Origin of the sequence: Actinoallomurus sp. NPDC052274 (assembly GCF_040679475.1) — a bacterium.
GTDB classification, from domain to species: Bacteria; Actinomycetota; Actinomycetes; order Streptosporangiales; family Streptosporangiaceae; genus Actinoallomurus; species Actinoallomurus liliacearum.
The window spans coordinates 31550-46011 of record NZ_JBFAUT010000042.1 but is presented as its reverse complement, the minus strand read 5'-3'; the positions used below and the strand labels follow the sequence as shown (position 1 = coordinate 46011).

Here is a 14462-nt window from a genome sequence, read left to right as displayed (position 1 = left end):
GCGTCACCTGGTGGCCTCGGGTGGCATCGGGCCCATCCACCGCTCGTACGTCCGCCGGTAGGTGCCGTCCCGCCGGATCTGCGCGATGACGTCGTCGATCAGCCGCAGCAGCGCCGGGTTGTGGCCCTTGCGCACGGCGAAGCCGTACTGCTCGCGGGTGCGCAGCCCCGGGAGGAGGGTGAAGTCCGCGTTGGCCTCGTCGGTGAGCCAGTAGCGCACCACCGGGTCGTCCTGGATCAGCGCGTCGACCTGACCGGTGCGCAGCGCGTCCAGCTCGGTGGCGGCGTTCTCATACCCCTTCGTCTGCCACCCCCGGCGGCGCGCGTACGTCTGTCCCGTCGTGCCGACGACCACGCCGACGCGCAGCCCGCCGGAGCCTGCGGCGTCCGGCGTGACGCGCGCGTCACGCCGGACCATCAGCACCTGCCCGGATTCGAAGTAGGGCCGGGAGAAGTCGACCACCGCCGCCCGCTGCGGGTTGACGGTCATGCCGGCGGCCGCCAGGTCGCACGCCGCGACCGCGAACACCTCCCCCGAGGTGATCGCGGTGAACCGCGTGTCGATGATCTTCTGCCGGACGCCGAGACGCCGGGCGACCAGGTCGATCAGGTCCACGTCGAAGCCGACGATCGCCTTGCCCCGCTGGAACTGGAACGGGGCGTAGGGCAGGTGCGTGCAGGTGGTGAGCGTGCCGCGGGCGACCAGGTGAACGCCCCTCACGGTCTGGCCGGCCGGCGCGCAGGCGGTCAGCAGGCAGGCGGTCATCGCCGCCGCGGGCACGGCGCACGCGCGGGAGAGAGTGAAGATGTGCACGGTGCCTCCGAGGGGGGTACGACGCTCCATCCGTCCCACTCACGCGGAAGAGTCAATCAGTTGCGCACCGTCACGTCCATGTCGATCGCGGTGCCCGCGCCGTGAGCGCGTCACCGGCCCTCGGCGAGCGCGTCCTCGCGCCCCCCGCGCCGCCCGCGTCGGCGAGGGCGTCGCCGGCCGCCGTGCGCGCGTACAGCACGCGCCTGCCGACCCGGTGGCCGGTCACCAGACCGCAGGCGCGCAGGACGCCCAGGTGCTGACTGACCGCGCCGGGGGTCACCGCCAGGCGCCCGGCGAGCTCCGTCGTCGACGCGGGGACCGTCAGCGCGAGCAGCAGCGCCGCCCGGCCCCGCCCGATCAGTGCCGCGAGGGCGTCCGGAGGCGCCGCCGGGGCGGTCTCCCACAGCGTCGCGACGCCGTACGCGGGGTAACTCAGCATCGGCTGGTACGGCGGGGTCATCACCGAGACGGCCGGCCAGACGAACGCGCTCGGCACCAGTACCAGCCCGCGCCCGGCCAGCGGGCCGTGATGGTGCCACCGGCGCTGGACGGCGAGCCGGTCGCCGTGCCAGCGGACCGACTCGTGCAACCCGGCGAAGAGCCCCTCGGCCCCGCGCTCGGTCAGGGCGCGGGACCGGCGGAGGACGTCGCCCTCCAGCAGCGCCCGCATCCGCGGCCAGGACTCCTCGAGCGCCGCCTCCCAGTACGCGGCGATCAGGTCGGCGACCTCGCCGAGGGCACGCTCGGGCGCCTCGGCCATCGCCCGGCGCCGCGCGCGCAGGCCGGCGGCGTCCGTGCGCGCCTGGCCGAACGCCGCAGCCGAAGAAGAAGCGTGGGACACCGAGCCCTCGGCGTTCTTTCCGACGTCTCGGATCTCCAAGGCGACCCGGCGGGCGGGCGTGGCCCGCACCCGCGCCAGTTCGGCCGCGAAATCCGGCAGCGGGGACTCCGGCGGCGGGGTCAGGAAGTCGGGCATGTACCCATTCGCGGGGACGAGCGCGCGCAACGGCGTCAGGTCGAGCCCACGCAGCCGGGGCCGTACGGCGCGGACCCACGGCAGATGCAGCGCGCGGCGGGACGGGTCGGCCAGCACGCGCAGGCTGTGCATGAGCTCCCAGAGCGGCGAGAACGCGAACCGGACGCGCGCGACGTCATCCGGGGTGAAGAGGAATTCGATCATTTAGGCACCGCTAAAAGAGTTCCAGCCGGATGCCGGTGTTGTCGACCATGCCCCCATGACCTCCGTCGACGAGATGCCCGCTCCCCCTTCCTCCCGGCTCCCCGCGTTCCTCTACACGCGGGTCGGCGGTCTGCCACGAGGCTTCTGGGCGCTGTGGACCGGCAACTTCGTCAACCGGCTCGGCACGATGGTCGAGCCGTTCCTCGCCTTCTACCTCACGGGCGTGCGCGGCCTGTCCGTCGGCGCGACCGGGCTCGTGCTGGCGCTGTTCGGGCTCGGCTCGATCGTCTCCCAGCTCGTCGGCGGAGTGCTCGCCGACCGGATCGGGCGACGCGCCACGCTGACCGGAGGGATGCTGGCCACCGCCGCCGCGATGCTCGCGCTCGGGTACACCACCGCGACCCCGGCGCTGATCGCGCTGGTGTTCGTGCTCGGGCTGACCATCGACGCGTTCCGTCCGGCCTCGCAGGCGCTGCTGGCCGACCTGGTCGGGCCGGCCGAGCGCGCCCGCGCCTTCGGGCTGCTGTTCTGGGCGATCAACCTGGGCTTCGCGGTCGCGATGGTGCTCGGCGGGACGCTGTCGCGGGCGGGCTTCTCCTGGTTGTTCTGGATCGACGCGGCCACCTGCGTGATGTGCGGCGTCCTGGTCTGGCGGGCGGTGCCCGAGACCCGCGGCCCGCGCGCGGAGCGCGAACCCGGCGGGCTCGTGGACGTCCTGCGGGACCGCGTCGCCGTCGGCTCGGTGCTCGTCGTCCTCTGCTACGGGTTCGTCTACATGCAGTCCTACTCGACGCTCCCGCTGGCGATGCGGCAGGCGGGGCTTCCGGCTTCGGCGTACGGCTTCGCGGTGGCCCTCAACGGCGTCGGGATCGTGATCGTGCAGCCGCTGATCGGCGCCTGGCTCGCCCGCCGCGACCACAGTCGCGTCCTGGCCGCGGGCGTGGCCGTGGTGGGCGCCGGATTCGGGCTGACCGCGTTCGCCGCGTCGGCGTGGGCGTTCGCGGCGACGGTCCTGGTGTGGACGCTGGGCGAGGTCCTCTTCGCGTCGGTGTCCACGGCGATCATCGCGGACCTCTCGCCCGCGCACCTGAGGGGGCGCTACAGCGGGCTGTACGGCACGGCGTTCTCGGCGGCCTCGCTGCTCGGCCCGCCGATCGGCGGTGGCCTGCTCGGCCTGGCCTCCTGGTCACCGTGGCTGCTCTGCGCGGTCCTGTGCGGAACCGCCGCGGCCGGCGCGCTGGCGCTCGGACCCGCGGTGCGGCGCCGGCGGCAGGCCCTTGGCTGATCCGGAGGATCCGAGGGGGTTGACCGGTTCCTGTGAGAATGTCTAACTTCAGGTGGTTAGTCCCCCTCCGAGGCGGCGTACGAGCTGAATGGTGCAGGCTCCGAGGTCCTGTGGCCTGGTGCACGGACTGTCCGTTCTCCGGGAGCGGAACTTCCGCTGGTTCTTCCTCGGCCAGTGCACCTCCATGCTCGGCGACGGCATGGTCGCGCCCGCCCTCGCCTTCGCCGTCCTCGGCCTGACCGGGCGCGCCGTCGACCTCGGTGCCGTCCTCGCCACCGGATCGGCCGCGCAGGTGATGTTCACCCTGGTCGGCGGCGTCATCGCCGACCGGCTGCCACGCCACTCGCTGATGCTCGGCACCGACCTCGTACGCGCCGTCAGCCAGGGTGTCGCGGCGGCCCTGTTGATCAGCGGCGCCGCACGGATCTGGCACCTCCTGGTCCTCCAGGCGGTGCACGGGATCGCCGCCGCGCTCTCCGGGCCCGCCGTCGCCGGAGTCGTCCAGGCGACGACGCGGCCCGAACAGCGGCAGCCCGCCAACGCCCTGCGCGTCCTGGCGATGTCCACGTCCCTCCTCACCGGGCCGGCGGTGGCCGGCGCCCTGGTCGTCGGCGCGGGCCCGGGCTGGGCGCTCGCCGCGGACTCGGCGACCTTCGCGGTCAGCGCCGCCTGCCTGTCCCGGCTGCGGCTGCGGCGTACCGGCCACGAACGGCCGCAGCGGTTCGTCCGCGAGCTGGCCGACGGCTGGCGGGAGTTCCGGTCCCGCCGGTGGGTGTGGAGCGTCATCGTGGCCGCCTCCCTGGTCAACCTGCTCGGCGGGGCCTTCTCGGTGCTCGGCCCCACACTGAGCGCCCGGTCGTTCGGCGGCGCGGGCGCGTGGGCGCTGATCTCGGCGACGTTCGGCGCCGGCTGTCTCGGCGGCGGCGCGATCGCGCTCTGCGTACGGCCGCGGTTCCCGCTGCGCTCGGGACTGGCGATGATGGTGATGTTCGCCTGCCCGGCCCTCGCCCTGGCGGGCGAGCTCACGGTGCCCGGCATCGCGATCGCGGCGTTCTTCGGCGGTCTCGTCCTCATGGTCTTCAACACGCTCTGGGAGACGGCCCTGCAGCAGCACATCCCGGAGACCGCCCTGTCGCGGGTCTGCGCCTACGAGTGGGCGGGGGCGCTCGCCTGCCAGCCGCTCGGCCTGGCGCTGGTGGCGCCCATCGCCGGCTGCTTCGGGCTGCGGACGACGCTCTTGACCGCGGGCGCCCTGCAGGTCCTCGTCGTCCTCACCCCGCTGCTGTTCCCCGAGGTACGGACGCTGCCGTCGCCGCCACGCGACCGCCGGTCCTGACACCCGATCACCAGATCCCCTGAGGCCCGCGGCCCGGTAGACCCCGTCTAGTCTCGAAGCGTGGCACAGCTTCGTATCGCACTCGCTCAAGCCAACGCGACCGTCGGCGACCTCACCGGCAACGCCGACCGCACCGTCGAATGGACCCGGCGCGCCGCCGACCGCGGCGCCCACCTCGTCGTCTTCCCCGAGATGTTCCTCACCGGCTACCCGGTGGAGGACCTCGCGCTGCGCAAGTCGTTCGTGGACGCGTCGATCGCCACCCTGGAGGCGACGGCCCGCCGGCTCGCCGACGAGGGCCTGGGCGAGCTGGCCGTCGTACTCGGCTACCTCGACCGGCGCGCCGACGTCGTGGACCGCGTCGGCCAGCCCGCGGGCGCGCCGCTCGACGCGGCGGCGGTGCTGTACCGGGGCCGGGTCGCCGTCCGCACCGCGAAGCACCACCTGCCGAACTACGGCGTCTTCGACGAGTACCGGTACTTCGTCCGCGGTGACCGGCTGCCCGTCCTGCGGCTGCACGGCGTCGACGTCGCCGTGGCGATCTGCGAGGACCTGTGGCAGGAGGGCGGGCCGGTCACGGTGACCCGTGAGGCCGGCGCCCAGTTGCTCGTCGCCCCGAACGCCTCGCCGTACGAGCGCAACAAGGACGACGTCCGCCTGGAGCTGTGCGCGCGCCGGGCCCGCGAGGCGGGGTGCGCGCTCGCGTACGTGAACTCGGTCGGCGGTCAGGACGAGCTGGTGTTCGACGGCGACTCCGTCATCGTCACCGGCGAGGGTGAGCTGATCGCCCGCGGCCCGCAGTTCGAGGAGGACCTGCTCGTCGCCGACCTCGACCTGCCCGCCGCCCCGGCGGAGTTCACGCCGGGCGAGACGCCCGCCGACGGGCACGACGGCACCACCATCACGATCGAGCGCGTGCTGCTGTCGCCCGACCCGGTTCCGGCGTACACCCCGGAGGAGCCGCCCCGCGCCGAGCCGCTGGGCGACCTCGGGGAGGTGTACGGCGCGCTCGTCCTCGGCGTACGCGACTACGTCCGCAAGAACGGGTTCCGCTCGGTCATCCTCGGGCTGTCCGGCGGCATCGACTCCGCACTGGTGGCGACGATCGCCGCGGACGCCATCGGCCCGGACAACGTGCACACCGTCCTCATGCCGAGCCGCTACTCCAGCGATCACTCGATCACCGACGCGGAGGACCTGGTCAAACGGCAGGGCATCCACTCCCGCACGGTCCCGATCCGCGGAATGGTCGACGCCTACGAGGCCGAGCTGGAGCTGCACGGCCTGGCCGCCGAGAACCTCCAGGCGCGGGTCCGCGGCAACATCCTCATGGGCCTGTCCAACGAGCACGGCCACCTGGTGCTGACCACCGGCAACAAGAGCGAGCTGGCCACCGGCTACTCCACGCTGTACGGCGACTCGGCGGGCGGCTACGGGCCGATCAAGGACGTTCCGAAGATCACGGTGTTCGCGCTGTGCCGGTGGCGCAACGAGCGGATCGACGGGGCGCACCCGTTCACGCCCTCCTCGGAGACCCCGCCGATCCCGCAGAACATCATCGACAAGCCGCCGTCCGCGGAGCTGCGCCCCGGCCAGCTCGACACCGACTCGCTCCCGCCGTACGACATCCTCGACGCGCTCCTGGACGACTACGTCGAGAAGGACATGGGCCGCGACGGCCTCATCGCGGCGGGCCACGACCCGGAGCTGGTCGAGCGGGTGATCCGGCTGGTCGACGCGGCCGAGTACAAGCGCCGCCAGTACCCGCCCGGCCCGAAGATCACCCCGAAGAACTTCGGCCGCGACCGCCGGCTCCCCATCACGAACAAGTGGCGGGAGATCGTCGCTCCGCACACCGGCGACCCCGCGCGCGTCGCGAAGCGGCAGACCGCCGAGGACGCCTGACCACGCTCGCCCGGCCGCTCGCCGATGGCACGGGCCGGCCCTCGGCGATCACCGCGACCGGCGTCCGGCCGCGTCCACGGCGTTAATGGTTTGCCCGGCCCATCCCGTGCGGCCGAGAATCACCCGGTCCCCGCTCCTGAGGCGGGCGACGGCCGTAGCGCCCCGGTGAACGGACCTGGACGCCGGCCGGACCTCCCAGTGGAGAGGGTCTGGTGATGGGGACCGCGGTCGGCCGGCGGAGCGGCACGCTTCTCCTGATCATCGCCTCGGCGATCTGGGGCTGCTGGTCCACCGGCGAGAAGTACGCGCTGCGGGGCCTGCCGGTCATGACGATGCTCGGCGTGACCCTGGCCGCCGCCGCCGCGCTGCTCTGGGCGGTCCTGCTCGCCAAGGGACATCGACGCCCGACCGGGCGGCAATTGCGCACCATGGCCCTGCTCGGCCTGCTCGAACCCATGATCGGCTACGGCGCGATCGGGCTGGGGCTGACCTCGATCGAGGCAGCGCAGGCGGCCCTGCTGTCCGGCACCGAGTCCTGCTTCGTCGTCGCGCTGTCCGCGCTCGCCGCGCGCAGGCTCCCCACCCTCCGGGGGGTCGCGGGGGTCCTCATCGCCACGGGCGGGGTGGCCGCGCTCGGCGGCGCCCATCCGGGGGCGCGGCTCGCCGCGGGTGACCTTCTGGTGCTCCTCGGCTCACTGTCGGCCGCGGGCTCCTCCGTGCTGGCGGGTCGCATCGTCTCGAACGTCGAGCCGCTGGTCGTCACCGCCTACCAATTCGCGTTCGGCCTGGTCTTCACCCTGCCGCTGGTGCTCTGGCAGTGGACGTCGGGCGCCGGGATCGCCACCCCTGACGCGCGCCCCGGGCACTGGTTCGTCGCCGCGGTCGTGTGCGGCGGCGGACTGGCGATCGCGTTCCTGCTCTTCAACCACGCCATCGCCCGGATACCGGTCACCGTCGCGGGCGTCGTCCTCAACGTCATCCCGCTGTTCGGCCTGGCGACCGCGATGCTCGCGCTCGGCGAGGGCGTCGACCGCCGCCAGTTCCTCGGCGCCGCCCTCATCCTCGGCGGCATCTTCCTGTTCTCTGAACGTGACCTCGACGAGACGCCGCCGCCCGGCCCCGGCGGTCCGGGGCGGGCGGCGGCGGTCGGGGATCAGCGGTAGGTGTGCTCGGGGCCGGGGAAGGCGCCGGAGACGACGTCCGCGGCGAACTCCTCGGCGGCGCCGCGCAGCACGCCGCCCACCTCGGCGTAGCGCTTGACGAACTTCGCGGTGTGCGAGGTGAGGCCGGCCATGTCCTGCCACACCAGCACCTGCGCGTCGGTGCCGGGGCCGGCGCCGATCCCGATGGTCGGGATGGACAGCGCGGCGGTGACGCGGTCGGCGAGTTCGGTGGGCACGCACTCGAGTACGACGGAGAACGCGCCGGCCGCCTCGAGGTCCTTGGCGTCGGCCATCAGGCGCTCGCCGTCCTCACCGCGCCCCTGGACGCGGTAGCCGCCGAAGGCGTTCACCGACTGCGGTGTGAGGCCGAGGTGCGCCATCACGGGGATGCCCGCCGCGACGAGCGCCTCCACCTGCGGCAGCACCCGCCGGCCGCCTTCGAGCTTGACCGCGTGCGCGCCGGCCTCCTTGAGGAACCGCGCGCCGGTGTGCAGGGCCTCGGCCACACCGGCCTGGTAGGCGCCGAACGGCAGGTCGGCGACGATCATGGCGCGGGAGGTGCCGCGCACGACCGCCGCGGTCAGCGGGATGAGGTCGTCGACGGTGACGGGGATCGTGGACTCGTGGCCGAACACCACCATCCCGGCGGAGTCGCCGACGAGCAGCACCGGGATCCCGGCGTCGTCGAAGACCCGCGCGGTGAGCGCGTCGTACGCCGTGAGCATGGGCCACTTCTCGCCGCGCTCCTTCGCCGCCGCGATGTCGCGGACGGTCACGCGGCGCCCGGTCTGGCCGCCGTAGAGGGTGGTCGGCCGACTGGTCGATACAGACATCGGAAACCTCCTGCCTCGAGGCGCCACGGTGGCGTCCCCGGACGGATCGATGATCCCACGGGGTCAACGACTCGTACAGCCCCGCCTCTTCCCGGAGATTTCAAAACGGTACGGTTGCGTATCGGAAAGAACCGCCCTAGGCTGTGCGTTGTTAAGAAACGAGACTGACTCGTATCGATATTCCCCCTCGAAGGGCCTCATGGATCCGCAGACCATCCAGAAGAGACGCTGGGCCATCCTCGGCGTGCTCATCGTCAGCCTGCTCGTCATCGTGCTCGACAACACGGTCCTCAACGTCGCCCTGAAGACGATCGCGGACCCGCGCGCCGGCCTCGGCGCCAGCCAGGGCCAGCTCGAATGGGCCATCAACTCCTACACGCTCGTGTTCGCCGGGCTGCTGTTCACCTTCGGCGTGCTCGGCGACCGGATCGGCCGCAAGCGCATGCTGATGGTCGGCATGCTCCTGTTCGGCCTGGCCTCGCTGCTCTCCTCGTACGCGCAGACGCCCGACCAGCTCATCCTCGCCCGCGCGGCGATGGGATTCGGCGGCGCGGCGGTCATGCCGCAGACCCTGTCGATCATCACGAACGTCTTCGAGCCGGAGGAGCGCGCCCGCGCCATCGGATTGTGGGCCGGCGCCGTCGGCATCGGCGTCGCCGTCGGGCCCATCACCGGCGGCCTGCTCCTCGACCACTTCTGGTGGGGCTCGGTCTTCCTGATCAACGTCCCGATCGTCATCGCCGGCGTGATCGGCATCGCGTTCCTCGTTCCGGAGTCGCGGAACCCGGTGCGCGCCAAGGTCGACTTCGGTGGTGTGCTGCTGTCCATCGCCGGCCTGATCCTGCTCACCTACGGGATCATCGAAGGCGGCGAGAAGGCGACCGTCACCGCGCCGACCGTGTACGGCTCCGTGCTCGCCGGCGTTGCACTGCTCGCGGTGTTCGTCTGGTACGAGTCCCGTATCGAGCACCCCTCCCTCAACGTCCGGCTGTTCCGCGACGGACGGCTGTCGGCGTCCGTCGGCGCCATCGCGCTGGTGTTCTTCGCGCTCGGCGGCGTCTTCCTGTTCATCTCGCTGTACCTGCAGAACGTCCGCGGCTACACCCCGCTGCAGGCGGGCCTGCTCACGCTGCCGCTGGCCGCCGGCCAGATGATCTTCTCTCCGCGCAGCGCGGGGCTGGTCGCCCGGTACGGCGCCAGGCCGGTCGCCGCGACGGGGCTGACGATGGTCGCGCTGGCGCTGCTCAGCTACCACTTCGCCGCGGTCCACAGCCCGATCTGGATCCTGGGGATCACGTTCTTCGTGCAGGGCGCGGGCATGGCCCTGGTGATGACCCCGGCCACCACCTCCGTCATGTCGGTGCTGCCGAGGGAGCAGGCCGGATCCGGCTCGGCCATCAACAACATCGCCCGTCAGGTCGCCGTCGCGCTCGGCACCGCCCTGCTGGGCTCCCTGGTGGCCTCGATCTACCGGAACGGCATGAAGCCGCACCTGACCGCGCTGCCCGAGAACCTGCGCGCCGTCGCCGGCTCGGACATCGGCGCGACCACGGGAGTGGCCGAGAAGCTCGGACCGGCGGGCCGGGCGCTCCTGCCGCCGGCGCACGACTCCTTCGTCCACGCCATGCACATCACCTCCGCCATCTCGGCCGCCGTCGCCTTCCTCGGAGCGCTCGTCGTCCTGAGGTGGATGCCGGGCAAGGCCGTGGCCGAGCCCGACATTCCCCTGGTCGAACAGCGCGAAGCCGTCGAGGTGTGAGACGGTGAAGCGTGATGTCGCACACCACTGAGCAGTGCGCCGCGCGGCCGCCGGGACGGCCGCGCAGCGAGCGCGCCGCCAAGGCGATCGTCGACGCCACCCTGGACCTCCTCGCCGAGGAGGGCGGGGTGGCGGGCGTCTCCATCGAGGCCGTCGCCGCACGCGCGGGGGTCGGCAAGACGACGATCTACCGCCGCTGGCCCAACAAGGAGGCGCTCATCATCGACGCGCTCGCCGCGTTGAAGGGGCCGCTGCCCGAGCCGCGCGGCGAGTCGCTTCGCGAGGACCTCGTCGCCCTCGCCAAGGCGTTCGTCGCCGACAAGAGCGACAAGAAGCGGGTCGACTGCTACTGGAGCGTCCTCGGCAGTTCGGAGCGCTACCCGGAGCTGATGGACCGCTTCACCCGCGAGGTCGTCGAGCCCCGGCGCGAGGTCATCCGAGGGGTCCTGCGGCGGGGCGTCGCCTCCGGAGAGCTGCGCCCCGACCTGGACGTCGAGCTGACCCTGTGGATCCTCACGGGAGCCGTCGCCCACCGGACGCGGGCCGCCGGCGCCGGCCCGGTCCCGGAGGACTACGCGGAGCGGGTCGTCGACGCCCTCATGGTGGGACTCGCGCCACGCTGAACCCGGAGTGGTGATGATCTTCCTCCGCCGATCACATTTGGTCATACTTTTACGACGGGGGATGACGGGTCACAGGAAGGACTCCGGCGGATGGCCGATTCTTCGGCGAGGACTCTGGTGCTCGGCATCGGCCGGGCCGGCCAGATCCTCCAGTGCGGGCAGAACTCCTCCGGCGTGCTCGGCCATGCCCCCGAAGAGATCGTCGGCACGAACGTGACCGGCCTGTTCGCCGACGAGAGCAAGGAGGCCCTGACCGGGCTCCTCGACGCCCTCGCCGACCGCCACGAGCGGACCGCCGTCCTGGGGCTGCGCGCCCCGGACGGCGAGGCGCGCAACGGCGTCGTCACCGTCCAGCCGATGCACACCACCGCCGCCGACCCGGTCGACCTGATGATGATCCGGGTCGCCGTCACCGACCTCGAGCGCTTCACCGACCCGGCCCTGATGCGCCGGGCCATGCTGGACGACGCGCTCGTACGGATCGGCGCCACCCTGGACCTCGACCAGATGGCGCGCGAGCTCGCCGACGTCATCGTGCCGCACTTCTGCAACTCCGCCGGCGTCCTCATCCAGGAGGCCATCGTCGCCGCCGACGAGCAGCCCTCGATCGCGGCGGACGGCACCACCGTGCTGCGCCGGGTCGCCCTCGCCTCCGACGAGTCCGACCCCCGCTGGAACGCCGCCTTCCCGACCGGGGAGGTCCTCACCTACCCGCCCGACACCCCGTACACGCGCTGCATGGCCACCGGCGAGCCGGTGCTGGTGCCCCACCTCGACGGCAAGGTCGCCAAGCGGACCGCCCGGCTGTGGCGGCGCAAGCCCGTCGCCAAGCTCCTCGCCGACACCTCCATGGTCGTGCTGCCGCTGATCGCCCGGGGCACGACGCTGGGGTTCCTCGTCTGCACCCGGAGCTCCGCGCACCGGGCCTTCGACGCGTACGACGTCGAGCTCGGGATGGAGTTCGCCGCCCGCGCCGCCCTCTACATCGACAACGCCCGGCACTACAGCCGCGAGCGCGCGACCGCCCTCACCCTCCAGCGCAGCATGCTGCCCACCGGCCTCACCGCGCCCTCCAGCGTCGCGGTCCGGCACCGTTACCTGCCCGGCAACCAGCTGATCGAGGTCGGCGGCGACTGGTACGAGTCGATCGCGCTGCCCGGCGGCCGGGTCGCCCTCATCGTCGGCGACGTCGCCGGGCACGGCGTACGCGCCGCCGTTACGATGGGCCGCCTGCGCACCGCCCTGCGGACCATCGTCAACCTCGAGCTCTCCCCCGCGGACGGCCTGCAGCAGCTCGACGCGCTGATGCGGGAGATCGGCGAGCGGGAGCCCGCCTTCGCCACCTGCGTGTACGCCGTGTACGACGCGACCGACGGCACCTGCGAGATCGCCTCGGCGGGGCACCTGCCGCCGCTGCTGCTCCGGCCGAACGGCACCAGCGAGTTCCTCGACGTCCCGCCCGCGCCGCCCCTCGGCGTCGGCGAGGGGATGATCGAGACCCGTACGTTCACGATCGGGGACGGCAGCGTCCTCGTGCTCTACACCGACGGGCTCGTGGAGAACCGCGGGCAGGACATCGACGACGGCCTGTCCCGGCTACAGGGGCTGTTCGGCGCGGAGGCGCTGTTCCGGCCGCTGGAGGAGCTGGCCAAGGCCACCCTCGACAGCGCCTACGCCGACCACGACCGCGACGACATCGCCGTGCTCATCGCCCGCCTGCGCCGCCTGCCCGCCGGTCAAGTCGTGTCCTGGCGGCTGCCCGCCCTGCCGTCCGCCGTACGGGACGCCCGGGTCCGGGTCCGCGAGACGCTCGAACGCTGGGGCTGCGAGGAGCTGTCCTTCAGCACCGAGCTGGTGGTGTCCGAACTCGTCACCAACGCGCTGCGGTACGCCTCGGGCGACATCGAGCTGCGGCTGCTGCGCGACCGCACCCTGGTCTGCGAGGTGCGCGACGACTCCGACGCGCTCCCCCGGGCCCGCCAGGCCGCCGACGATGACGAGGGCGGACGCGGCCTGCAGGTCGTGCACCGGCTCGCCAAGCGCTGGGGGGCCCGGCCCGCCGGCGACGGCAAGGTCGTCTGGTGCGAGCTGGAGCTGCCCGACCGGGACGAGGACGTCGACGGCTCCTGGCCCGGCGAGGCCCACCACCTCCCCGCCTGACCGCGCCCGGCCGCATCCGGCCCCCGTATTCGCGACAAGTCGCCCCCGTAAACGATCTCAATGCATTAGGTTTCGTCCGTCGTCTGATCACGAGGCGGACGCCGTCGGCGCCGCGTGACGCGAAGGATGCCGAGCATGACCGCCTCTGTGAGCCCGCCGCCGTGGCCGATCCCACCCTCCTGGCAGGTCGCGCTCCCGGGGCGCGAACCGGACGCCGAGCCGTCGCCGCCCCGGCCGGACGGGGCTCCGGCGGCCGGGGCGCCGTCCGACGGGTACCCCGTCGTCTCGCCGCCGGCCACGGGCCCGTCCGGCGCACCGGTACCGGACGACGTCTCCTTCGCGACCGCGCCCTCCCCTTCGCCGGGCGCGTCCACGGCTCTCCGGACCGGTGCGGGCCCGGCCGACGGCGAGACCGGTGACGTTCCGGCCGGGACCGTGCCCCTCGGCGGGCCGGAGATCATGCCCCGGCTCGTCGTCGTGTTCGTGCCGGAGGGGTCCGGCGCCATGCTCGACGCCGTGCCGTCGCTGCCGAACGGGGTCAGGGTGGAACGCCGCCCGGCCGCCGGTCCCGTCTCCACCTTCGCCGGGGTCGGCGAGCTGGCCCGCGCGGTCGGCGAGGCGGTCGCCGGCGGGGCGACCGGCGTCGTCGTCGTCCATCCGGCGGAGACCCTCGCGGAGACCGCCTGGGCGCTGGAACTGCTGCACGAGGGTTCCGCGCCCATCGCCCTGGTCGCGGACTCCGGCGGCCCGGCCGAGCTGGCGGACGCCATCGCCGTCGCGGCCGCCGGTCCGCGGTGGCTGGGCTGCGCGGTCGTGGCGCACGGGGACATCCACGCGGCCCGGCACGTCAGGGCGACCGGCATCGCGGCGCCGGCGTTCGCCTCCCCGGGGGCGGGACCGCTGGGCCAGGTGATCGGCGGGATCCCGCGTCTGCTGTGGCGCCCGCCGGAGCGGTTCACGGTGCGCGGGCCCTTCGCCGGGCGTCCCCCGCGCGTCGGGCTCCACGTCGTGGCGCTCGGCGACGACGGCGCGTTGCTGCGGACGCTCGCCGGCCACTGCGACGGCCTGATCGTCGCCGCCCGCGCCGGGCAGGCCGCCCTCGCCGCGCTGGTCCCGGTCCTCGCCGAGACGGCCGCCCGCATCCCGGTCGTCCTCCACTCCCCGACCGCGCCGCCCGGCGGAACGGCGGTCACCGGTCTCGAACCGCTCAAGGCCCGTGTCCTCATGCACCTGCTGCTGGACGCCGGCCACGACCGCGCCGCCGTGCTGAACGCCTTCGCCGCGCTGGAGGGGAACGCCGCGGCACCGTCCGCGCCGTCGCCGGTCGCGACGGCGTTTTGAAGATCGTCCGGTCGGGGTAGATGATCACCACTCCCGTGTAACGCCACAACCGACGACCGGTCCG

Annotated in this window: 11 protein-coding genes; 8 read left to right on the top strand and 3 right to left on the bottom strand. The window is 73.2% G+C overall.

The features are described 5' to 3' along the window. Positions 1–3: 3 nt before the first annotated feature. Positions 4–813, bottom strand: a complete 810-nt coding sequence (locus tag AB0K82_RS29815) for an ABC transporter substrate-binding protein (RefSeq protein WP_364403379.1) — start codon at positions 811–813, stop codon at positions 4–6. Between the two features lie 70 nt (positions 814–883). Continuing rightward, the gene (locus tag AB0K82_RS29810) at positions 884–1993 is read right to left on the bottom strand and encodes a DUF5937 family protein (RefSeq protein ID WP_364403377.1); all 1110 of its coding nucleotides are present in this window, start codon (positions 1991–1993) and stop codon (positions 884–886) included. Between the two features lie 55 nt (positions 1994–2048). On the opposite strand from AB0K82_RS29810, the gene AB0K82_RS29805 reads away from it, so the two are divergent. The 4 genes from AB0K82_RS29805 to AB0K82_RS29790 all read left to right on the top strand — a co-directional run bounded on the left by AB0K82_RS29805 (position 2049) and on the right by AB0K82_RS29790 (position 7682). Next, on the top strand, positions 2049–3278 hold the full coding sequence (locus AB0K82_RS29805) for an MFS transporter (RefSeq protein ID WP_364403375.1): 1230 nt from the start codon (positions 2049–2051) through the stop codon (positions 3276–3278). A gap of 118 nt (positions 3279–3396) precedes the next feature. Continuing rightward, positions 3397–4614, top strand: coding sequence for an MFS transporter (locus AB0K82_RS29800; RefSeq protein WP_364403372.1), 1218 nt, complete (start codon positions 3397–3399; stop codon positions 4612–4614). 60 nt (positions 4615–4674) lie between these two features. Beyond that, positions 4675–6519, top strand: coding sequence for an NAD+ synthase (locus AB0K82_RS29795; RefSeq protein ID WP_364403369.1), 1845 nt, complete (start codon positions 4675–4677; stop codon positions 6517–6519). Positions 6520–6734: 215 nt separating this feature from the next. Then, positions 6735–7682, top strand: a complete 948-nt coding sequence (locus AB0K82_RS29790) for a DMT family transporter (RefSeq protein WP_364403366.1) — start codon at positions 6735–6737, stop codon at positions 7680–7682. Here the strand turns inward: AB0K82_RS29790 and panB are convergent. Further along, on the bottom strand, positions 7673–8515 hold the full coding sequence (gene panB, locus AB0K82_RS29785) for a 3-methyl-2-oxobutanoate hydroxymethyltransferase (protein ID WP_364403363.1): 843 nt from the start codon (positions 8513–8515) through the stop codon (positions 7673–7675). The two genes, AB0K82_RS29790 and panB, sit on opposite strands and share 10 nt — an antisense overlap. Positions 8516–8714: 199 nt before the next feature. Here panB and AB0K82_RS29780 point away from each other — a divergent pair, with 199 nt between their 5' ends. The 4 genes from AB0K82_RS29780 (at position 8715) to AB0K82_RS29765 (ending at position 14398) form a co-directional block, all read left to right on the top strand. Further along, positions 8715–10274 carry an MFS transporter gene (locus tag AB0K82_RS29780; protein ID WP_364403360.1) on the top strand — a complete coding sequence of 520 codons (1560 nt, stop codon included), beginning with the start codon at positions 8715–8717 and terminating at the stop codon, positions 10272–10274. Between the two features lie 14 nt (positions 10275–10288). After that, positions 10289–10897 (top strand): TetR/AcrR family transcriptional regulator, encoded by a 609-nt coding sequence (locus tag AB0K82_RS29775; RefSeq protein ID WP_364403357.1) that lies wholly within the window; start codon positions 10289–10291, stop codon positions 10895–10897. Between the two features lie 90 nt (positions 10898–10987). Further along, a complete protein-coding gene (locus AB0K82_RS29770) occupies positions 10988–13057 on the top strand; it encodes a SpoIIE family protein phosphatase (protein ID WP_364403354.1) in 2070 nt (689 codons plus the stop codon). Between the two features lie 135 nt (positions 13058–13192). Further along, positions 13193–14398, top strand: coding sequence for an asparaginase domain-containing protein (locus tag AB0K82_RS29765; protein WP_364403351.1), 1206 nt, complete (start codon positions 13193–13195; stop codon positions 14396–14398). Positions 14399–14462 lie beyond the last annotated feature (64 nt).